The sequence below is a fragment of the Ensifer sp. NM-2 genome, from assembly GCF_003024455.1.
Lineage (GTDB): Bacteria > Pseudomonadota > Alphaproteobacteria > Rhizobiales > Rhizobiaceae > Ensifer > Ensifer canadensis.
Genome location: NZ_PVZR01000026.1, coordinates 74,039 through 93,642, shown reverse-complemented (window position 1 = coordinate 93,642; position 19,604 = coordinate 74,039). Strand labels below are relative to the sequence as shown.

Sequence of the window (19,604 nt, the reverse complement as noted above, 5' to 3'; positions counted from 1 at the left end):
AATTGCGCGCACTGGTCATCGAGCAGCTGGAGGCGCTGTGGTCACCGGAACAGATCGCCGGTCGCCTGTTCGCCGATGGCGTGAGCGCCGTGCGTGTCTGCACCGAGACGATCTATCGCTTCATCTACGGCAAGGAAGATCAGGCGCTGGAGCTCTATCAGCATCTTCCGGAAGGCCGCCGCAAACGCCGCCCCCGTGGCTCAGCCACGGGTGGCTCTTGAAGAGCGTTCTGAGCTGCTTCTAGTGGGAAGTCGTCCATCTAGAAGACGGCCCATCAGCGTGCCCGCGCGACCGACGCCGGAGGCTGAGGTAATTCGGACACTGCGCAAGGACTGCAAGTGCGGCCAACTGATGTTGTCGGTCACCGCTTGCGGACGAACTCGGTGCGCAGGACCAGACCCTTGATCGCGTCGTGCCGGCAGTCGATCTCGTCCGGGTTGTTGGTGAGCCGGATCGACCTGATGACTGTGCCCTGTTTGAGGGTCTGGCCGGCACCCTTCACCTTGAGGTCTTTGATCAGGACCACAGAGTCTCCGTCGGTAAGAGGATTACCCGACGCATCGCGAACCTCCGCAGCCTGCGCGGCCTCCGCGGCGATTTCCGAAACCGGCCGCCATTCGCCGGTCGCCTCGTCATAAACGTAGTCATCGCTCTGGTCGCTCATGTTCGCTCCGCTGTAGTAGCCTGCTTGTCTTTATCGGATCGCCGCGATGCTCTCGGCATCGGCTGCTAACCCATAAGTGCCTCTATCCCTATCACCCCGCGAAATCAAATCGCGGTTTAGCGCCGGAGGCGAACCCAGCGAACGAGCAGTTGAGATCGATCTCCGGCGCATCGTCGGTGACTCAAGATTTAGGCTTGAAACATGAACTTCAATGCGTCACTAGTTTAGATTAACAGCTATGGAATAAATCTGAATGATCACAGCTGCACAGATGCGTGCCGCTCGTGCCCTTGCCGGCATCGACCAGAAGATGCTTGCAGAGAAGGCCGGCGTGTCAGTACCGACGATCCAGCGCATGGAGGCCAGCGAAGGTATTGTGCGTGGCGTGGTCGAAACGTTGACGCGAGTGATCGAAGCGCTCAATGCCTGCGGCGTAGAGCTGATCGGCGACAACCAGCCGAGCGAGCGCGGTGGGCGCGGTGTCCGTCTAGTCCAGCCGGGTCCAGCCGTCGATGCGAAGAGGTGAAACGCGGAGTTCTCTCCAACGGCGGCAATCGCCGACCGTGACGTCGACGTCCCGTCGCCTATAACGAAGGGCCGGAATAACAAATGGGGATATCGCGGCATACGCAGACGGTATTAACGGCCCGCAGGCCGGACTCAGCACAGTTTTCCACCCCAACGTTCTGGGATTTGTTCACACCCAAACTCGTCACCGTGCTTCGCGAGGGGTATGGCTGGTCGCAATTTCGCAGCGACGCGGTCGCCGGGCTTACGGTGGCGATCGTGGCCTTGCCGCTTTCCATGGCGATTGCCATCGCTTCGGGCGTCTCCCCCGAACGCGGCCTCTTCACCGCGATTGTCGGCGGCTTCCTGATATCCGCTCTCGGCGGCAGCCGTTTCCAAATCGGTGGACCAGCAGGCGCCTTCATCGTGCTCGTAGCGGCGACTGTGCACAGCCACGGGCTGGATGGTCTGCTTCTGGCGACGACGCTGTCGGGTGTCTTCATGCTGACCGCCGGCTATATGCGGCTCGGCACCTATATCAAATTTATCCCCTATCCGGTGACCATCGGGTTTACCGCCGGTATCGCCGTCATCATCTTCGCCAGCCAGATCAAAGAACTGTTCGGGCTGAGATTGTCGGGCGCGGAACCCGGTGAACTTTTGGCGAAGCTGGCCGCACTGACCGCCGCAGCGCCCACGTTCAATTTTTCAACGCTTGCCGTGGCAATACTGACGATCAGCACCATCCTCGCCCTGAAACGTTTACGGCCGGGCTGGCCAGGCATGCTGCTCGCCGTCGCCGCCGCTTCGCTCGTCGCGGCAGTCTTCTCCTTGCCCGTGGACACTATTGGAACTCGCTTCGGTGGCATTCCGCGCGGCCTACCGCTGCCGTCAATTCCCGCGATGAGCAACGAACTTTTACTTGCCGTTTTGCCGAATGCTGTTGCCTTCGCCTTGCTCGGTTCAATCGAGTCGCTGCTTTCGGCCGTCGTTGCCGATGGCATGACAGGACGACGTCACCGTTCCAATTGCGAACTTGTAGCGCAGGGTTTGGCCAATATAGCCTCAGCGCTGTTTGGCGGCATCTGTGCGACCGGCACAATCGCGCGCACAGCGACCAATGTCCGAGCCGGCGCACATGGCCCCATCTCTGGGATGCTACATGCCTTGTTCCTCCTCGGCTTTATGCTAATTGCCGCGCCGCTCGCGAGCTACATCCCGCTCTCTGCACTTGCCGGTTTGCTCACCGTCGTCGCCTGGAACATGATCGAGACGCAATCAGTGGTCGCGCTGATCCGCTCCTCGCGGGGTGATGCACTGGTGCTGCTCGTCACTTTCCTGCTTGTGGTCTTCCGCGACCTGACAGAGGGCATCGTCGTGGGTTTCGCGCTCGGAGCAGTACTCTTCATCGACCGTATGTCGAAGACGATCGCCGTCGAAGCTCACACTCTTCCACTGCTAGACGACACCGCCGACGAGGCAAATGGCGGGCGCGAGGCTTATCACGCGGAAGTCGCCAGCGATCCGGACACGGTTATTTACCGCATTTCCGGCGCATTCTTCTTCGCCGCTGCCACGACGGTCGGCGCAATCCTCGACCGCATCGCCGACCAGCGGCGAAACTTCATCCTCGATTGCTCGGCAGTTTCCTTTCTCGATTCTACTGCTGCCAGTGTCATTGAAGGCGCGGTGCACAAAGCTGGGCGTGCCAGAGTGCGCTTCTTCATCACGGGCGCCTCTCCGCAGGCTCGCCGCATGCTGTTTGCGCACAATGTGCGTCCCCCTCGCGTGCGGTACAAAGCCACGATTGAAGGGGCGCTAAGGCAAATCGAGAAGGAAGATAAACCCGGCGGAACATAACAACTGTACGATTGTCGGGCTCGACACGTTCATTGCCGGTGAGACGAGTTTCAGCCTCGTCGGCTATCATGCCGGCATGCGCGCCGCCCACCGGCTGGCTTGGCCAGCGGTTCAAGTTCACTGCAAATGCACCGGATTGATCTGCCTTTCCCGTTGGACGAAGGCCGCAACAACGTCTTCGTTGGCGCGGGAATCGAGATAGCCGCAATGCCCGCGATCCAGCGCTTCAACGGTCTTCATGAGCTTCCTTGCCGAGGGCGATCGCCGCGATATTGAAGGCATTGGAGCCGAACGGAGCCATGATGAGCGAGCCGAAGCCCGTCACGGTCACAATGGGATTGGCGCTCGTCTTGAACCCATCGTTCCGCAAGACCAGCATTCCAGGCATATATTGGCCGGTCAGCGTAATCAGGAACAGCGGCAGCGCGACCGAGATCAGCGCATTCAGCGAGAACTCCGGCAAGGTGAAGACCGGAGCGGCGAATTCCAGCTTCAGGCCGGATAGATCGACGCGACCTTGCGTGAGCAGGCAGGCAAGCCCGAGTACCCAGAATGCCGACCACCGCATAACGGGCGAAGAAGCGCTTCAATGCGACGTAGGCGACGGTCAGAAGCCCGACGAGCAGCGGATCGACGCTTGCGCCGCCGAATGCGCCGTGCCGGTGGCAGGACTGCCCTGCATGCTACGGACCTTGGACGACCATCTACAAACGACCATCGAAATCCTGACGCCTCAGGGGCGCAAACCTGGCTGGAAGATGGATTTCATGAATGATCCTGTGGTCCTTGCGCGGCGAGAGAGAGCTTTGTCTCGCTCGAGTGCAGATCACCCGCCAGTTCCCTTCCCTTCCCTTGCAACCCGCCCCAGCCGGTCCGGTCGGGGGCTTGCGAGCTGAAGCGTCGCATTTCTAAACGGCTGAAGACGCCGGATGGGACACTTCTACTTTGCCCAACGGCGGACAGTTCAACCTGGCCGCCACATATCGTGTAGCGGCAGTTTAGAGATGCGACATATAGGCCAGTTAGAGATGCGACAGTCCCGCCTCTTGGGACGTGAGCGGGTCGTTCATCCGGCCACCCTCAATGAAAGCTTCGGCGCAAATTCTTTGGCCGCCAACGTATGGGAAACAGTTTTCCGATAAATCAATCGTCCTAGGACGGGCCGCTGGATGATGTCCCTCCGGCATCTGGAGAGGACGAATGCACGAAGACAAGATCCGCCAGGCCCTCATCGAGCTTCTGTATCGCAACTCCTATGGCGTGGTGATCTCAAACATCGTCATTTCTGGCGCTGCCGTGTACGTCCTTCGCAATGCCGTATCGGGGAGTTGGCTCGCCGGATGGGTTGGCGCTCTCTATCTGCTCATTATCTTGCGTGTGCTCGCCTCCCGCCGTTTTTTCAGCCGCCCAAGGGATTCCCGGTCCATCATGCGATGGGCCTGGCTCGCTGCAGCATTTACCTGGGCGTCCGGTCTGCTGTGGGGCACGCTCGGCTGGGTCGGCTTCCTTCCGGATGCGCCCATCGTCCTTTCGTTCACGGTTATCGTTCTGGCCGGACTGGTCTGCGGCACGGTGCCGTCTCTTTCAGCCTTTCCACCCGCGCTCATCGGCTCAATTCTTGTGACGGTCCTGCCGATCGCCGTCCGCTGCATTCTGACGGACAGCGATATTTCCGGCGCTTTCCTGTTCCTGCTCGCCTCCCTTGTGGCAATCAACTTCTACTACTGCCGCATCACCTACCGGATGTTGCGTGAAACCGTCAGCCTGCGACTGGAAAACGAAAGCCTCGTCGGTCACCTGCAAGAGGAACGTGATCGGGCACAGGCAGCAGACCGCGCCAAGACTCGATTTCTGGCAGCCGCCAGCCACGACCTGCGCCAGCCGATCCATGCGTTGAGCCTGCTTGTTTCCACACTGGCAATATTGGGGCAGCGCGGAAACGTCGCCTCAGGCGATGCTCGCGATCTGGCAACGAGAGCGAAATCCGCCGTCAGCAATCTCGGCGGACTGCTGAATGCGCTGCTCGATATCTCCCGACTTGACGCCGGCATCGTGACGATCGCGAACGAGACAGTGTCGTTGCGCGACCTCTTTCGCGATCTCCGCGACGAGTTCGCCGCAGAAGCAAACCAGCGCGGCCTTGACTGGCGGATCGTCGACAGCGACTTGCTGATCGACAGCGACCCGATGATGCTCCGACGGATCCTCAACAACCTGTTGTCGAACGCGTTTCGCTACACCAATGCGGGCGGCGTCCTCCTTGGCTGCCGCAGGCGCGGCAATTCGGTCGAAATCCAGGTCCTGGATACGGGCACCGGCATTCCTGCCGATCAGCAAACGATGGTCTTCGAGGAATTCATGCAGTTGCAGAATCCGGCAAGGGACCGCACACAGGGTCTGGGCTTGGGTCTTGCCATCGTTCGGCGCACGGCCGAGCTGCTGCAACATCCCTTAAGATTGGTTTCCGTGCCCGGGCGCGGCTCGATGTTCTCGATTACAGTTCCGAGGGCTCGCTCGGTAGGATCTCCCCTGCAATCCGGCCGGCCATCTCCCGCGGTCGGCATCACGGCCGGTATCATACTGGTGGAGGACGAGAAGGAGGTGGCCGACGCCATGGTTCGGCTTCTGACCCTGGAGGGGCATCGGATCTATGCCGGCCGGTCTGCTGAGGAGGTGCTGAGAGTCCATTCCGAAGCCCTGGTGGCCGGCAGCGCGCCGGTCGATCTTATCGTTGCCGATTACCGCCTGCAGCATGGCGCCACAGGTCTGGACGCGATCCAGACCCTTTGCGACCACATCGGCCGCCGCGTTCCGGCCATCATCGTTACCGGTGATACCTCGCCATCGCGCCTCAAGGAAGTTAGCGCCAGTCGTTCTCGTATTCTACACAAGCCCATTACCGGAGAGGAACTGCGCGAAGCGATCCATGCCGCCTTGGAGGACTTCGAGCCGGAACCCCGCGGATAACCAGGGTATTGAGCGCACCAGGCGTCGGCAGCAATGTTGCCAGAGTCTCGTTGGCGCGGCTGGGCCGGCTCGCCACAGCGGGTTCAAAATAGCGACGGCGGGGGACCGGGAATACTCGCGCCGGCAAGTCTTCCCGCTTGATCGAGGGGTCGGGCCAGCCTCGCGGCACCCGGCACCCTCACCCACCCGGTCTGACCAGCGACCGCGCGTAATCGCCAAGAACCGCACCGCGCCGATGTTTTCGACCGTGCGGATGGAGGCTGTCTGACGGCCACAGCAAGCGGCAAAAAGACCGGCAAGGCTCTCGCCGCTTTTTCCACGCTAAGGGTAAATGGCGGGTTTGGGAGATCACGCCCGCGTGTCACTCATGGAGCCCCGCCTTGCGGTAGCCATCGACGAAATGCGCAAGCGTCGCAGCGTCGCGGAATGGCTCGGTCGTCGCCCAGTGGTGGATTGTGAAACTCGGATTGCCAACCAGGAAGAGTTCGACCTCTGTACGTGCCTCGTCGAGCCGGCCCAGCTGAGCAAGGCTTGCCGCCAGGAAACGGCGCGAGCTTGTACGGTACGTCTCGTCCCTGCGCAGCGTCTCGACAGCGGCTTCGTACTCGCCAGCCGCGTATTGGGCCTGGCCGAGCGTCAGATAGTACCAACTCGCCGGAAACGGGTTCAGCCGGAACGCCTTGCGAATGTGCTCAAGCCCCTCCTCCACCCGTCCGGCCAGGACCGCGACATCGGAGAGTGCCGCCCAACTGTCGGCCTCGTTCGGGTCGAGTTCGATCGCCGTGGCAAATTCCCGATCGGCTTCGGCGAAGCTGCGCTCATAGGCAAGCAGGTAAGCCAACACCCAGCGGCAGCCAGCATCGTTGGGATCGAGCGCGACGGCTTTGCGCGCCATTTCCAACGCTATGCCACGGCTAGCTTCGGTGGGTCCGCCCGAATGCACCCACCCCATCCAGTGGTTCATGGCAAGCCAGCGATAGGCCTCGGCATAATCAGGATCGAGCGAAACTGCGCGCGTGAGCATCAGATGCGCTTCCTGCGCCGACTGCGGCGTGTCATCCATCAGCTTACGCGCCCGCACGCAGAGATCGTAAGCCTCGATATTGTTGGGTCGGTTGCGCGACGGCGGTGCGCGCAGCCGGCCGAGCAAGGCTTCCACGATCTTGCCGGTGACCTCGTCCTGAACGGCAAAGATATCTTCCAGGCTGCGATCGAAGCGTTCCGCCCATAGGTGTTCGCCACTCACCGCATCGACCAGCTGGGCGTTGATGCGCACATGCTCGCCGGCGCGACGAGCGCTGCCCTCCAGCAGGTAACGCACGCCAAGATCCTCAGCGATCCCGCGCACGTCCATCGCCCTCCCCTTGTAGGCAAAGGCCGAATTGCGTGCGATGACAAAAAGGCCGGAGATCCTGGACAGGTCAGTGATCAGATCTTCGGTCAACCCATCCGCGAAGGATTCCTGTTCGGGGTCGTTGCTGATATTCACGAAGGGCAGCACGGCTATCGATGGTTTGCCGGGCAGCGGCAAAGGTTTTCGCATCGCGCCGCTCAGCTGCTCGATGGCCCTGGTGAAGCGGTAGCCGACGCGCGGAACCGTCGAGATCCATTCACCGCCGTCGGCGGCGGGACCAAGCAGCTTGCGCAGCTGCGCGATCTGGACGGTGAGATTGCCTTCCTCGACAGCCGTGCCCGGCCACGCCGCATCCATCAACTCGGTTTTTCCAAGAATTTCGCCGGGTCGTCCGACGAGTGCTGCAAGCAGCTTTAGCCCGCGGTGGCCAACGGCAACGGGATCACCGTTCCGAAGGAGCGTTCCAGCATCCGGATCAAGCACGAATGGACCAAAAGCAAAGCGCGATCCCTGCATACGGCGCATCTATAGTCCGTTTGGAAGTTTTTGAGAACTATTTGGGAGGCCTTAATTACGACGCCGTTTGTATCCGGCAGACTCCATCCTCTTTCAGGTCGAGGGCCGCTGGCCGCTCAAACCATATGGAGGTTGCCATGAACGATATTCCCACCTCTGCGTCGACCCTGCTTCAGGCAGCGTGGCCGGCAATGCCCGTGGAACCGGCGGAAGTGTCGCGCCGACACTACAGCCTGGCGACCTTGCGAAGCATCATCGCTACCTGGGGTGAGCGGATACGCTTTCGCTGGGAACTTGAGCAAAAGTTGAAGGAAGATCCTCATTTGATCGATGACATCGGTCTGACGAGACAGCAGTTCGAGGCAGAGATCGCCAAGTCCTTCTGGCAAGTATCAAACCCCTTATAAGGCGAATGCTTCATGACTGCCGAAAGCACGACAATATCGCGCGAGGATCGGATCCCATGGGCCGCGATGGCAGGCATCATCGCGACCGTCACGGTGTTCGCCGTGGCACAGGGGCTAACCTATCCGCTGCTCAGCTTCATTCTGGAGCGGCAGGGAATGACATCAGGCGTGATCGGCCTGTCGGCGGCGATGACGCCGCTCGGTTTCATTGTATCCGCGCCTTTCATTCCCGCGTTGACCCGGCGGGTGGGCGCGCCACGGCTTGCGATCCTGTGTTCGATGCTGGCCGCGCTCACCCTGATCGCGATTGGCTGGACACAGGAAGTATGGGCCTGGATGCCACTGCGCTTCCTGCTCGGCTTTTTCGCCAATCCGCTTTACGTGATCAGCGAAACCTGGCTGCTCGCGATCACGCCCGCGCCACGCCGGGGCCGCATCATGGGCCTCTATTCATCGATCGTGTCGGCTGGCTTCGCCATCGGCCCCCTGTCGCTCGGGCTGGTTGGCACGCAGGGCTGGCCGCCCTTCATGATCGGCATCGTCGCCTTCCTTCTCTGCGGCCTAATCGTGCTTGCGGTCGTGCCGCGCCTGCCCGACATGCCGCATGAGGGTGAGGCAACATCGGTCGGCGGCTTCTTCGCACTGGCACCGCTCCTATTGTTCGCGGTTTTCACTGCCGCTGCTTTCGAGCAGACCCTGCTTTCCTTGTTTGCTGTCTACGGAGCAGCGCTCTGCAGCGCGGAAGAGCGCATTGCTTCGCTCATCACCTGCTTCATCGTAGGCAATGCCGTGTTGCAGATTTTGCTCGGGCGCGTCGCAGAGCAGTTTGGCTCGAGACGGACGATGCTGGTCTGTGCTGTGGCATCGCTGGCCGGCTGCCTGTTGCTGCCGTGGTTCTTCAACTCGTGGCTCATCTGGCCGCTCGTTTTCGTCTGCGGCGGGGTCTCGTTCGGGATCTACACCATGTCGCTGATCCAACTCGGCGAGCGTTTCGCCGGTCAAGCCTTGATCGCCGGCAACGCTGCCTTCGCGATCCTATGGGGTACAGGCGGCATCGTGGGCTCGCCCGTCACAGGACTGGCGATGCAACTGATCGGACATCAGGGATTGCCATTGTCCCTTGGCCTGCTGTGCTGTGTCCTGGCCTTTCTCCTGATGGCGGAGAGACGACGGGGTTGATCCGGGCACTTGCCTCATGCCGCGCCGACGATGAGAAGCCGGGTTCCACCAATAGGGAGTCAGCATGATCGCCGCCTGGTATATCCCATTGACATATCCACGGCCAACGACCTATATGGGGATATACTTAAGCCATATCCCAAGAGGTGATCTATGGACCAGGGCTCCGTATTTCAAAGCAATCGCAGCCAGGCGATCCGTCTACCGAAGGCCGTGGCGCTACCCGACGATGTCAAGAGAGTCGATGTCGTGGCGGTCGGAAGGACTCGAATAATAACCCCGGCCGGGGAAGCTTGGGACAGTTGGTTCAACGGCGAACGGGCGAGCGCCGACTTCATGGCGGATCGTGATCAGCCCGAGCAGCAAGAGCGCGAGACGTTCTGATGCTCAAATACATGCTCGATACCAACATCTGCATCTTCACGATCAAGAATCGTCCAGAGCCTGTTCGCGAGGCTTTCAACCGCCACCAGGGGCAGCTCTGCATCAGTTCGATCACTCTTATGGAACTGATTTTCGGCGCTGAAAAATCGGCAATGCCGGAGCGAAATCTCAACGTCGTTGAAGGATTTGCGGCAAGGCTCGACGTACTGCACTTTGATCGCTTGGCGGCAGCACACACCGGCCAACTCCGGGCCGAGCTGGCCAGGGCCGGCAAGCCAATCGGACCTTACGATCAATTGATTGCTGGCCATGCCCGCTCACAGGGACTGATCCTGGTCACCAACAATGGACGGGAATTCGAAAGAGTGCCTGGCTTGCGTCTTGAGGACTGGGCGACCACCTGACAATGGAAGGCATGCCCGATTGCCAGGGGCGCGAAAGCCTGGCCGGAGGAAGGAACAAACTTGCAGGATAAGCGTTCTGCGGCGAAACGGAGGCAACGCAGATGCAAGGTATCAATTGGGATCACCCCGTCAGGGTCGGTCCAGAAGGTGAGCGGTGTATCAACGGGCCAGAGGATGCGCTGCAGTATCTAAGTGAATGGCCGCAAGGCGGATGGTTCTACGAACGGGCCAGAAATCGCTGCCACGCCGCGCTGGAGCGCGGGGAGAGCCTTGGGCTGTCGCGCAAGGCCTTCATTGGCGCGGCCATCGAATGTTCATTCCCGATTGCGGAGGACGAGATATCCTCGTGAGTTGCCGGCCAGCCATGAAATCCCTCCAGAGTGCACAAGCTCCGGCGTTCCGGGGCGGTTAGTATAGCAACTATCAAAGGGGCGGCCTCTGCCGCAGGCGCGGCCTCCAGCCTTTCAGGACGACATTTTGCGGAACTGTCGAGGTTTGACTCGGCGACGCCAACCGATTCAAAACTCTCATTGGACGCGGATTCTCCGACGCGCGATGCTGCGTTCATGACCCAGCAGTGCTCCAACCTCTACTTTCAACGGATAGATCCCAGCCGAAACATGGCGCGCTACTATGCGCTTTCGATCCAGCCGACGCTCTTTGGCGAAATCTCCCTTATCCGCGCCTGGGGACGCATCGGTACGCTCGGCCAGGAGATGAGCCATCACTTCGCATCCGAGGCCGATGCCATTGCGATCCTTCTCCAAATCGCCCGCAGAAAGAGGGCGAAAGGCTATGTTGCCAAGGCAATCTGTGGAAAATCACCTGAGGAGGCGGGAGTTGTTGCGCAAGACCGATGACATTGGCGCCATTCGGGCAAAGTATCCTTTCGTCAAAAACGAGGAGGAACAACCTTTGACCACCACAACTGAAATCGCAGAAAAGATCGCCGGCGAGCATGGCCTGACGAAGGCTCAAAGCAAAGCCGTCGTTGAATCCGTGCTTGCAGCCATCTCCGCCGCTTCGGTCTCCGGCAACGAAACCTCCCTGCCCGGCTTCGGCAAGTTCAAGGTCAAGGCCACGCCTGAGCGTGAAGCCCGCAATCCGGCAACCGGAGCGACGATCAAGGTCGCGGCAGCAAGGAAGGTGTCCTTCGTACCGGCAAAGGCTCTGAAGGACGCACTCAACAAGTAACGTCGCAGCTTTTGGCCCCGCCTGCTGGCGGGGCCACTGAACTCGCTTGGGCTCTGCGTCCAGGCAGCAGCAGAACCCGATGCCATGGGGGTTCTCAGCCGCACGCGTTTAAGCGCCACCGCCGCTGCGCACCATCGTCAAACGCAGTGAAGACGTCCGGCCGGACCGCCTTACCCGTCGAACCGGCCGTTCGAGATGTCCTCGGCCGACGTCACGGAAACCGCGACGCTGACGCCCTTGATCACCGTGCCTCCAGCCCTTTGGAGATCAACGACGGTCTGAAGGGCGCCTTTGACCGGCACCGTCATCGGCGCGACGGTCCCTGCCTCCAGGTCAACAATGTAAAGTCCCTCTTCGCCAGCGAAACCTAAGATTGCAAGTTTTGCCATGCACATTCCCCCCCCGCTCGGTTTAATTTCTAGAAGCCTGCCTTCTTGAGACCTTCACGATAGATGTCTTTGTGCCATTTTTCCTTAATCGGCACGATCGACAACCAGTTTTCGACATCAAAGTCGGGATGGGTTTCTCGGACTCTGGTAACGAATACATGTGCTTTGTCGCGGTGGCCGAGCATGGCCCAGCTCGCGGCCGCCAACCGGTCGGCGAGGCTGCCATCTGCCATTCTATCGATGTAGCCAATCGCCGCCTCGAAACGGCCGAGACCGTAGCAGGCGCCCGCCGCCGTCCACAGGTAGGAATCTGGGCTTATGGGATTGAGTTCGATGGCGCGCTCGATGGTCCGACACGCGGTATCCAGACGCGAACAGTGGGCCAAGGCGTCGGCGTGGTCGGCAATGATATCCGCGTAATGTGGGCTTAGCGTCTCGGCCAGTTGCAAAGTCTCGACACTTTCGTCGAGAGCACCCTGCAGCAGCTTTGCCACCCCAAGCTCGCGGTAGCCATCCGCCATGTCGCTGCTTGTCTCAATGGCCTGCAAGGCATAGGCCTCAGCCGACTTCAGCAAAACCGCCTCGCCTCGCGCCGTCAGAAGCCACTCCTCCGAATAGGTTCGTGCAAGCGAGCTGAGCGCCGGCGCGAAGTTGGCGCTTTCCTGCAAAACCGCTTTCATCTCCTTTCGGGCACGACGCAGGTTTGGCAGCGTCAAGCGGTCGAAAAACCGCCGTCCAAGCAGATAGCGGTGATACGCGGCCGGGTTCCGATCGAAATTGGAGCGCGTGATCCTGTGGCGCTCGATTTCGCTCGCGACCGAAAGTGCCAGGCGCCCGGATATGTCACGCCTGTTTTGCGCGAAACGCGCGCCATCAAGGCTGAGGCGCTCCGCCCAGACAATCTCGCTCGTGGGAAGAAACACGAGCTGTGTGAACAAGGAAAGCGCCTCGTCCACACCGCTCAACCGTGTCTCGAGCACATAGGTCAGGCCATGATGCTCAAGCATCGCGAGCTGGTCTTCAGTTTTGCGGCTTATCTGCAGGGCGGAGTAAGGTGCCAGCACCTGAACGCTATTCAGCACACAGAAGCCAATGGTGATGTCCTCCAGAAGCGAGGCCACAATCATCGCTGCGGCGGGTTCGCGGCTGTAGTTGCTGGGCGGGAGCAACGCCAGGCGCGGCAGGCTAGGCCTTGAATGTTCCGTCAGTTCAGCGGGATTGATGATCTCGACATTTGCCGCCCGCGCCGCGATCTTGGCTGGCGGGAACGATTGTTTCTCCTTCATCCAGGATGCGAGCATCTCGTTTCGCCGTTCAAACGTGCGCTTGAGAAGCTCAACCTCTCCCTGCACTTCGTAGGCCTGCAGCAGAAATTTGGGTGCGATCTGGTCGTTTGAGCCCGTGAGAAAGACGAGAAGCGCGGCCTGTTGGACGACGGCACGCTGGTCAGCTGTGTTGGCCAGAGATGCCATCAGCCGCATGGCATGATCGAGAGCTATCAGCTGACGCTCTCGCTGCTGCGCTAGCCAGTGGTCAAACAAAGAATTTTGAAGGTCGATTTTATCCAGAAAAGCCGATCGAAGCCGGTCAACAAGCACCTTGAGTTCATCGAACGAGCCTTCAGGCTCGGCCATCCCAAACAACGAAACATCGCAGGTGATCGAGGATGACTTGAGCTCGATCCCATGGTTCGAAAAAACAAGAAAATGCACATTGAGCTCGGATTGACGACCTCTGATCCGCGAGATCAACCTGCGAAGATTGGTGAAAGCGACCGATGGCGTTCCCCTGCCCCAAAGCAGCTCCGCAACCTCCATTCTCGTGGCGGTCCGACGGCCTGTGGAAAAAAGGTAGGCGAGGATCACAAGCGCCTTTGCGGGGAACGGGATGGCGTGCCCATGCTCATCGAGCAACTCCAGACCGCCAAATGTCCGCAGGCGGAAGATCGTCGACTGTGGTTCGCCGCCTGAATCCAATCGCTCGACCTCTATCAGATTTCCACACGATCCTAAGTTGAAGTAGGCGGAAAATCATGCCGAAGTCAACTTACAGTATCAGAGTGCAACGGCGAACTCTCAAAGTCTCAAAGCTTCGCACATTTGTCCCAATCAATAGTGCAGCACCACGTCACAATCAGCGCAATGGGGAGCGGGTCTGATGCGTCAACACAGCGAACAAGTTCAAAGCAGCGTGGCTGAGAAGCGCCGGACCGGCCGCCTTGATAGATCTAAGAATTTGACATGGGGACCGGCAGGCGGATAAAGCTCGGCTAAGGTATCGGGCACCTGCCGCCTGCGGACGCAAGTCACGGTGAAGCCCGACGATACTCATCTTCTCACCCTCGAAGCATTTCGTCGGTAGGCAAAGCAGGCTCCCTGTCAAATGCGAAATGCCTCATTTGAGGAGTGAGCGATGTCGTCCGGACACGCACAGCAAAATCCGTTCCTGACCGCTCCGATCGGGCGGCTCTTTATTACCAATGCTTTGCCGATGATGCTTGTCATGATGATGAGCGGACTATTGACCGTGGTTGATGCCGCCATCCTCGGGCATTTCATTGGTGCCGATGCCCTGGCTGCGGTCAGCATCGTCTTTCCAGCGGCGATGGTCACCATCGCATTGTCGACGCTTGTCAGCGGCGGCATGTCCAGCCTGCTTGCCCGGCATCTAGGCGCAGGTGCGCGAGACATGGCGGCGGCAGTATTTGCACGGGCCCACGGTCTCGCGCTCGCGATGGCGCTGGTGCTGATCTTTGCCTTCCTTGTGGGCGGGCGCACCGCCACCGGCCACATAGCAGGCACCGAAGGCAACATCGCCGAAATGTCGTATCGCTACCTCCTGATCATGATCTGCGCGACGCCTGTGCAGTTTCTGCTGGGGCTGCACGCGGATGCTTGCCGCAACGAAGGCCGCGTGGGCCTGATGGCATTGATGTCGGTCGGGGTAACCTTCGCCAATATCGCGTTCAACTACGTGTTGATCGTCGAGCTCGATCTTGGCATTGCCGGATCGGCGTTGGGCACGGCGCTGGCCCAGGCCCTTGGATTGGCACTCCTGGTCGGGATGCGGCTACACGGCGTTTGGATGATACCGCTCGCTTCGCTTGGGGCGCATAGTTGGGCCGGTGGCTGGCGGCCCATTGTGCTCCTCGGCATGCCGCTGAGCCTGAGCTTCATCGGCATCGCACTGGTTGCGGCCGCGGTGATCGCGACATTGCGGCTGACCGCCGGCGCCAGCTACGCCGACACTGCTGCTGCTTATGGCATCGTCATGCGCATTTTCAGCTTTACCTTCCTGCCACTCATGGCGATCGCGCTCTCCACGCAAAGCATCGTCGGCAACAATGTCGGAGCCGGTTTTTATCAGCGTTCGGACAGAATGTTGCGCCTCGCAGTAAGCGTTGCGTTTTTCTATTGCGTCGCGGTCGAACTCATCTTGCTGAGCGCAAGCAGCAGGATCGGCGCGGGCTTTGCGCAGGATGCGTCTGTCGTCGCAGAAGTCGGCGCAATCCTGCGGCCGATGGTTTCTCTTTATCTCTTTACCGGGCCCATTCTGGTGTTCGCGCTTTATTTCCAGGCCGCGGGCCAGCCTGGGAGAGCGGCGGTGCTGACGCTCGTCAAGCCGTTTGCGCTTAGCCCGCTGCTGATTGTCTGCTTTGGGGTCTTCGGCGACAGCACGGCGATCTGGTTTGCCTTTCCGGTCACAGACTGCCTTGTGGCCACCCTCGCGACAGCGATCCTTATCCCAATCCTGAAGACCCCCGCACCTGCAGGCGGCTTTGGGCTCAGGGTCCAAAGGATAACTGTATGACAAACCAAGCGGGACCACATGAGGCCGGCAGCGTTGCCGGTTGGTGATGACGCAAGGGAGCGATGTGGTGCGGTGCCACGCGAAGTTTCGTGGCGCAAAAATCACAAATTTCGCGCCATTGAATTGGCCCGGGACCCTACGCGGGTTTCATGAGAAAGCCCGTGGCCAGTGCGTGGAAAGCGGCTACAGCCTTCGGCAATACGCCCTGCGGATCGTCGCTGGCGGCAATCCAGAGGGCGGCATTGAGCGCAGCGCCACTGAGAAGCCGGGCGGCGGCTTCCGCGTCCACCGGCTTGAGTATCCCCTGCGCGGTCAGCCGCTCAACTGTGCGCTTTGTCGCCTGAAGACAGCTGCTCTGGCTCGGCCATTGCGATGGATCGCCCAAGACAGCAGGTCCGTCGAGCAGAACAATGCGTTGCACTTCTGGGACAAGTGCCATCTCGATATAGGCGGCACCCTCGGCCAGCAAACCTTGCCAAGGGTCTGTCGCACGGGCGCCGATCTCCTGCGCGCGCAAAGCCATGTCGGAGTCGATCTGGTTGACGACCGCGGCCAAGAGGCCGCGCTTGTCGCCAAAATTGTGGTAAAGCGCCCCTCGCGTGAGCCCGACTTCGGCTGTCAATTCGTCCATTGAAGCAGCGGAATATCCCTTTTCGGCAAAGGCTTTTCGCGCCGCCGCGATCAGCTTGACGCGGTTTTCCTCCATCGTCTCGACACGCCGTTTCGCCATCTTGCCCTCAAATTCATATACGCCTCGTATATGAACTTGACATACGAGGCGCATTTCGGCTATTTCACATACGCACCGTACATGAAACGAGTGAGCATGGAAAGCGCTTGAAGCGTCGCCTCCGCTCATTGGATGCGGTCAAATGACAACAAGGCGAGATCAAAGATGACAGAGCGCGAAGCAATCTTTCCCGCAAACCGGCACGCTCTTTATGAGGAACACGGTTATTCGGCCGCCATTCGATCCGGTGACCTATTGTTCGTATCCGGCCAGGTTGGCAGCCGTAGCGACGGAACGCCGGAACCCGACTTTGAACGCCAGGTCCAACTGGCCTTCGAAAACCTCAAGGCGACGCTGAATGCGGCCGGGTGCACATTCGACGATCTTGTCGATGTGACGACGTTCCACACGGATCCCGAGAACCAGTTCGCAACGATCATGACCGTCAAGCAACAGATTTTTAGCAAGCCGCCTTACCCGAACTGGACCGCAGTCGGTGTCAATTGGCTCGCCGGCTTCGACTTCGAGATCAAAGTCATCGCCCGCATCCCCTAGGCTCCGCCGGCGCGATCGTGGGACAGATTTCTAACAGTCGGTCGCGGTACCAATGGAACATTGGCTCAACTCCGACATTGTGAAGTCCGATGGTTTCGCCGGCCTTGCTGCTCGAGACGCATGCGGCGCCGGCCGCATAGCTCGTTCTCGAATTTGTCAAGCATGAAGGAATTCGGCCCTCAGTCCGGAACGACAACCAGATTGCCGACAAAAGACTTGGCCATGAAGTCCGACTGGGCGCGATGAAACTCACGCAGCGGATAGACGCCTGCGACCAGCGGCCGGATTCTGTTTTCTTCGATATAGCGAACCAAGCGCCTGAAATCGGCCCGGGTGCCCTGGCTTGAACCGTGCAGTTCAAGCTGCTTCAGATACATCGTCCGCAAATCGAGCTGAACGACGGCGCCGCCGATCGCGCCGGCGGTGGTGTAGCGACCCTCCGGTTTCAGCACCTTCAGAAGATCGTTGAACATCGGGCCGGCAACGAGATCGGCAACGACATCGATCGGTTTGCCCTGTGATGCTTTGGTGACTGCGTCCACGAGATCGCCTTTGTCGCGCGTGACCACGGCACTGGCGCCGATATCGAGAAGGGCCTGCTCTTTACCCGCGCTGGTAATGGCTATCGGCACCGCGCCACGAACCCGCGCCAGCTGGATAATGGCGGAACCGACGCCGCCCGAGGCACCAGTCACCAGCACGATCTCGCCGGCGACCAGCCGTGCCCTTTCCAACATGCGTTCCGCCGTCAGGTAGGCACAACAGAACGTCGCCAGCTCGACATCCGTCAGATCGGTATCGACGACATGGGCATTTTCCGCTGGCAGCGCCATATATTGAGCATAGCCGCCGTCGCGGCCATGGCCCATGTAATCGATGTCGGCAAGGCTGTCGTCATCGCGGTTGTAGATCGAAAAATCCACCATCACTCGTTCACCGATACGCGCTGGATCGACGCGCGATCCGGTGGCGACGATGCGACCAACGGCATCGGTGCCCTGGATGCGTGGGAAAGTGAGGGTGTTGCCCTGGCGACGCCAGGTCGAAACCGCGGCTGCGTCGTCCTCCGTGCCATAGGCGCCCTGGCGCACCCAGACATCGGTGTTGTTCATTCCGCAGGCCGTCACCCTTATCAGAACCTCGTCGGAGGCCGGCCCCGGCACGGGGACAGCGCCGTTGTAGACGAGCTTGTCGAGCCCGCCATGACCGACGAGTTGCACCGCGCTCATCGTTGTCGGTATCAAGGTCATAACGGCCTCCCTCAGCGCCCGAGAACCTGTTCGATTGCCGCCGTCGCGGCTTTCACGACGATATCGGCTTCATCCCGTGTCAGGCATAGCGGCGGGGCAAAACCGAGGATATCGCCTTGCGGCATGGCGCGGCCGATGACGCCACGCTCGGCAAGAGCGGCAGAAACCTGCGGGCCGATCTTCTGGCTCACATCGAAGAACCTACGGTCGTCCCTGTCTTCGACGAACTCGACGGCTGCCATCAGCCCATCGCCACGAACCTCACCCACATGCCTGTGGCCGCCAACCGCTTCGGCGAGTCTTTCGCGGAAATAGGCGCCGGTCGTACCGGCATTTTCGATGAGGCCGAGTTCGTCGATCAGCTCGAGATTGGCGATGCCGGCTGCAGCACAGATCGGATGGGAGGAATAGGTCCAGCCATGGCCGATGGCCCCGAGTTCGTCGGATCCCTGAACCAGAACCTGCCACACCTTGTCGGAGACGATCGTTCCCGAGAGCGGAGCATAGGCGGAGGTCAGCCCCTTGGCGATGGTGATGAGATCCGGCTTCATGCCGTAGTGATCCGAGCCAAACATCGTGCCGAGACGGCCGAAGCCGGTTACGACCTCATCGGCGATCAGCAGGATGTCGTATTTGGCAAGCACCGCCTGGATCTTCTGCCAATAGCCCTTCGGCGGCGGAACGATACCGCCGGTGCCGAGGATCGGTTCACCGATGAAGGCGGCGATGGTGTCCGGCCCTTCATTGACGATCATTTCCTCAAGCTTGTCGGCGCAATATTGCGAGAACTGCTCCTCGTCCATCGAACGGTCGGGCCGGCGGAAATAATAGGGTGCCTCCGTGTGCAGGATCGGTGCGCGTGGCAGGTCGAAGGCGTTGTGAAAGAGCGCAAGACCGGTCAGCGATCCAGTCATCACGCCGGATCCGTGATAGCCACGCCAGCGTGAAATGATCTTCTTTTTATCCGGCCGTCCGAGAATGTTGTTGTAGTACCAGATCAGCTTGATGTTGGTTTCGTTGGCGTCCGAACCCGAAAGCCCGAAATAGACGCGGGACATGCCCTCCGGTGCCCGGTCGATGATCATTTTGGACAGCGTGATCGAGGCTTCGGTGCCATGCCCGACATAGGCGTGATAGTAGGCCAGGTTCTTTGCCTGCTCGGCAATCGCGTCGGCGATCTTCTGGCGGCCATAGCCGACATTGACGCAGTAGAGCCCGGCAAAGGCATCGAGACTTGTCCGCCCGTTGACGTCGGTGATGTAGACGCCCTCGCCGCCGGCAATCACCCGGGTCGGTGTCTCGCCGCGCGCATGCATGCCCATGTGGGTCGACGGATGGAAGAAGTGGTCGCGGTCCCAGGCGGTCAGTTCGTTGTTGCGGTCGAGCATGGTGTTTTGTCCTTATGCTGTCGGTGTTCGATTGGTGATGGAGCGA

At 60.1% G+C, this 19,604-nt stretch carries 19 protein-coding genes and 2 pseudogenes; 13 read left to right on the top strand and 8 right to left on the bottom strand.

The window, feature by feature from the left end; genetic code table 11:
* Nucleotides 1-191: pseudogene (locus C6558_RS33155) on the top strand (IS30 family transposase); the annotation flags it as partial.
* Between the two features lie 170 nt (nucleotides 192-361).
* Here the strand turns inward: C6558_RS33155 and C6558_RS33150 are convergent.
* Nucleotides 362-664, bottom strand: coding sequence for an alkylphosphonate utilization protein (locus C6558_RS33150; RefSeq protein WP_057207743.1), 303 nt, complete (start codon nucleotides 662-664; stop codon nucleotides 362-364).
* Between the two features lie 253 nt (nucleotides 665-917).
* On the opposite strand from C6558_RS33150, the gene C6558_RS33145 reads away from it, so the two are divergent.
* Entirely contained in the window at nucleotides 918-1,190 is a 273-nt protein-coding gene (locus C6558_RS33145; protein WP_057217359.1) for a helix-turn-helix transcriptional regulator, read from the top strand.
* An 83-nt stretch (nucleotides 1,191-1,273) separates the two neighbouring features.
* On the top strand, nucleotides 1,274-3,031 hold the full coding sequence (locus C6558_RS33140; RefSeq protein WP_057217361.1) for a SulP family inorganic anion transporter: 1,758 nt from the start codon (nucleotides 1,274-1,276) through the stop codon (nucleotides 3,029-3,031).
* Between the two features lie 200 nt (nucleotides 3,032-3,231).
* Here C6558_RS33140 and C6558_RS33135 read toward each other — a convergent pair.
* A pseudogene (locus tag C6558_RS33135) lies at nucleotides 3,232-3,687 on the bottom strand (benzoate/H(+) symporter BenE family transporter); the annotation flags it as partial.
* Nucleotides 3,688-4,231: 544 nt separating this feature from the next.
* Between C6558_RS33135 and C6558_RS33125 the strand changes: the two are divergent.
* The gene (locus C6558_RS33125) at nucleotides 4,232-5,998 is read left to right on the top strand and encodes an ATP-binding protein (RefSeq protein WP_057217364.1); all 1,767 of its coding nucleotides are present in this window, start codon (nucleotides 4,232-4,234) and stop codon (nucleotides 5,996-5,998) included.
* Between the two features lie 361 nt (nucleotides 5,999-6,359).
* Here C6558_RS33125 and C6558_RS33120 read toward each other — a convergent pair whose 3' ends face one another.
* Complete coding sequence (locus tag C6558_RS33120; RefSeq protein ID WP_107028314.1) at nucleotides 6,360-7,868, bottom strand: winged helix-turn-helix domain-containing tetratricopeptide repeat protein; 1,509 nt, start codon at nucleotides 7,866-7,868, stop codon at nucleotides 6,360-6,362.
* Nucleotides 7,869-8,005: 137 nt separating this feature from the next.
* Here C6558_RS33120 and C6558_RS33115 point away from each other — a divergent pair, with 137 nt between their 5' ends.
* The 7 genes from C6558_RS33115 (at nucleotide 8,006) to C6558_RS33085 (ending at nucleotide 11,436) form a co-directional block, all read left to right on the top strand.
* Complete coding sequence (locus C6558_RS33115; RefSeq protein ID WP_371412320.1) at nucleotides 8,006-8,275, top strand: DUF1127 domain-containing protein; 270 nt, start codon at nucleotides 8,006-8,008, stop codon at nucleotides 8,273-8,275.
* Nucleotides 8,276-8,287: 12 nt separating this feature from the next.
* Complete coding sequence (locus C6558_RS33110) at nucleotides 8,288-9,454, top strand: MFS transporter (protein ID WP_057217367.1); 1,167 nt, start codon at nucleotides 8,288-8,290, stop codon at nucleotides 9,452-9,454.
* A 153-nt stretch (nucleotides 9,455-9,607) separates the two neighbouring features.
* Nucleotides 9,608-9,838 (top strand): type II toxin-antitoxin system VapB family antitoxin, encoded by a 231-nt coding sequence (gene vapB / locus C6558_RS33105; protein WP_025431366.1) that lies wholly within the window; start codon nucleotides 9,608-9,610, stop codon nucleotides 9,836-9,838.
* Nucleotides 9,838-10,242, top strand: coding sequence for a tRNA(fMet)-specific endonuclease VapC (gene vapC, locus C6558_RS33100; protein WP_057217370.1), 405 nt, complete (start codon nucleotides 9,838-9,840; stop codon nucleotides 10,240-10,242). Before vapB ends, vapC begins: the two co-directional genes overlap by 1 nt.
* A 101-nt stretch (nucleotides 10,243-10,343) precedes the next feature.
* A complete protein-coding gene (locus tag C6558_RS33095; RefSeq protein WP_025431368.1) occupies nucleotides 10,344-10,592 on the top strand; it encodes a DUF982 domain-containing protein in 249 nt (82 codons plus the stop codon).
* Nucleotides 10,593-10,622: 30 nt separating this feature from the next.
* On the top strand, nucleotides 10,623-11,102 hold the full coding sequence (locus tag C6558_RS41805) for a WGR domain-containing protein (protein ID WP_337797719.1): 480 nt from the start codon (nucleotides 10,623-10,625) through the stop codon (nucleotides 11,100-11,102).
* A gap of 55 nt (nucleotides 11,103-11,157) precedes the next feature.
* Nucleotides 11,158-11,436: an HU family DNA-binding protein gene (locus C6558_RS33085; RefSeq protein WP_025431370.1), complete on the top strand. Its 279-nt coding sequence runs from the start codon at nucleotides 11,158-11,160 to the stop codon at nucleotides 11,434-11,436.
* A 170-nt stretch (nucleotides 11,437-11,606) separates the two neighbouring features.
* Here the strand turns inward: C6558_RS33085 and C6558_RS33080 are convergent, their stop codons facing one another.
* Together C6558_RS33080 and C6558_RS33075 are read right to left on the bottom strand one after the other, a co-directional pair.
* Nucleotides 11,607-11,825 carry a hypothetical protein gene (locus C6558_RS33080; protein ID WP_057217371.1) on the bottom strand — a complete coding sequence of 73 codons (219 nt, stop codon included), beginning with the start codon at nucleotides 11,823-11,825 and terminating at the stop codon, nucleotides 11,607-11,609.
* A gap of 29 nt (nucleotides 11,826-11,854) precedes the next feature.
* Nucleotides 11,855-13,801 (bottom strand): hypothetical protein, encoded by a 1,947-nt coding sequence (locus C6558_RS33075; RefSeq protein WP_207207720.1) that lies wholly within the window; start codon nucleotides 13,799-13,801, stop codon nucleotides 11,855-11,857.
* Between the two features lie 436 nt (nucleotides 13,802-14,237).
* Between C6558_RS33075 and C6558_RS33070 the strand changes: the two genes are divergently transcribed.
* The gene (locus C6558_RS33070) at nucleotides 14,238-15,635 is read left to right on the top strand and encodes an MATE family efflux transporter (protein ID WP_057217373.1); all 1,398 of its coding nucleotides are present in this window, start codon (nucleotides 14,238-14,240) and stop codon (nucleotides 15,633-15,635) included.
* A 136-nt stretch (nucleotides 15,636-15,771) separates the two neighbouring features.
* On the opposite strand, the gene C6558_RS33065 is transcribed toward C6558_RS33070, so the two are convergent.
* Entirely contained in the window at nucleotides 15,772-16,365 is a 594-nt protein-coding gene (locus C6558_RS33065; protein ID WP_025431374.1) for a TetR/AcrR family transcriptional regulator, read from the bottom strand.
* A 165-nt stretch (nucleotides 16,366-16,530) separates the two neighbouring features.
* Here C6558_RS33065 and C6558_RS33060 point away from each other — a divergent pair, with 165 nt between their 5' ends.
* On the top strand, nucleotides 16,531-16,920 hold the full coding sequence (locus tag C6558_RS33060; protein ID WP_057207791.1) for a RidA family protein: 390 nt from the start codon (nucleotides 16,531-16,533) through the stop codon (nucleotides 16,918-16,920).
* Between the two features lie 179 nt (nucleotides 16,921-17,099).
* Here C6558_RS33060 and C6558_RS33055 read toward each other — a convergent pair whose 3' ends face one another.
* Both C6558_RS33055 and C6558_RS33050 read right to left on the bottom strand, forming a co-directional pair.
* Complete coding sequence (locus tag C6558_RS33055) at nucleotides 17,100-18,170, bottom strand: alcohol dehydrogenase family protein (RefSeq protein WP_057217375.1); 1,071 nt, start codon at nucleotides 18,168-18,170, stop codon at nucleotides 17,100-17,102.
* 11 nt (nucleotides 18,171-18,181) lie between these two features.
* Nucleotides 18,182-19,558 carry an aspartate aminotransferase family protein gene (locus C6558_RS33050; protein ID WP_057217377.1) on the bottom strand — a complete coding sequence of 459 codons (1,377 nt, stop codon included), beginning with the start codon at nucleotides 19,556-19,558 and terminating at the stop codon, nucleotides 18,182-18,184.
* Nucleotides 19,559-19,604 lie beyond the last annotated feature (46 nt).